Here is a 770-nt window from a genome sequence, read left to right as displayed (position 1 = left end):
CGTCGAGCACTTCCGGTGTGGTGACCCGGAATCCGCCCTTGAAGTCGCCCTCGATGCCGAGGCGGCGCAACATCGCGGTGATCTGCGGCCCGCCGCCGTGCACGACGACGGGATGGACGCCGCAGTTGCGCAGGAAGGCCATGTCGGCGGCGAAGGCGTGCCGCAGCGTGTCGTCGGTCATCGCGTTGCCGCCGTATTTGATCACGACGATCTTGCCGTGCAGCTGCTTGAGCCAGGGCAGGGCCTCGGCGAGCACCTGCGCCTTGACCACGGTGGTCAACTCTTCGATCTTCATGGTCATGAGCTATAGGCCGAATTCTCTTCGACGTAACCGTGCGAGAGGTCGGTGGTGCGGATGGCGGCAGAGGCGTCGCCGACGCGCAGGTCGACGGTGACATCGATGTCCGCACCCGACAGATCCACCTCGCGCGCGCCGGGGGCCCCGACTCCGTCGACACACACCGCGGAACCGTTGAACGACACGTTGATTCGATCCGGTTCGAAGGCGACCGGGGTCATGCCCACGGCCGCGAGCACACGACCCCAGTTGGGGTCCGACCCGAACAGTGCCGTCTTGACCAGGCTGTCGCGGGCGACCGCCCGGGCGGCGATCAGCGCGTCGTCCTCGGACGCCGCGCCGGTCACCGTCACGGTGACGCGCTTGGTGACGCCCTCGGCGTCGGCCTGCAGCTGTGCGCACAGGTCGTCGCAGACCCGCAGCACCGCCTCGTCGAGATCGGCCTGCGGCGGCGCGATCCCGCTGGCGCCCG

The 770-nt window shown here is 69.0% G+C and carries 2 protein-coding genes; both read right to left on the bottom strand.

Annotated features, from left to right (window positions below; genetic code table 11):
- On the bottom strand, positions 1-295 hold a 295-nt coding region (gene argB, locus A5736_RS16590), incomplete at its 3' end, for an acetylglutamate kinase (RefSeq protein ID WP_217695758.1).
- A gap of 2 nt (positions 296-297) precedes the next feature.
- Positions 298-770, bottom strand: a 473-nt coding sequence (locus tag A5736_RS16585) for a bifunctional ornithine acetyltransferase/N-acetylglutamate synthase (RefSeq protein ID WP_175611307.1), incomplete at its 5' end; no start/stop codon positions are given.

The organism is Mycobacterium sp. SP-6446, assembly GCF_001954045.1.
Taxonomy (GTDB): domain Bacteria; phylum Actinomycetota; class Actinomycetes; order Mycobacteriales; family Mycobacteriaceae; genus Mycobacterium.
This window is presented reverse-complemented; position numbering and strand designations above follow the sequence as displayed.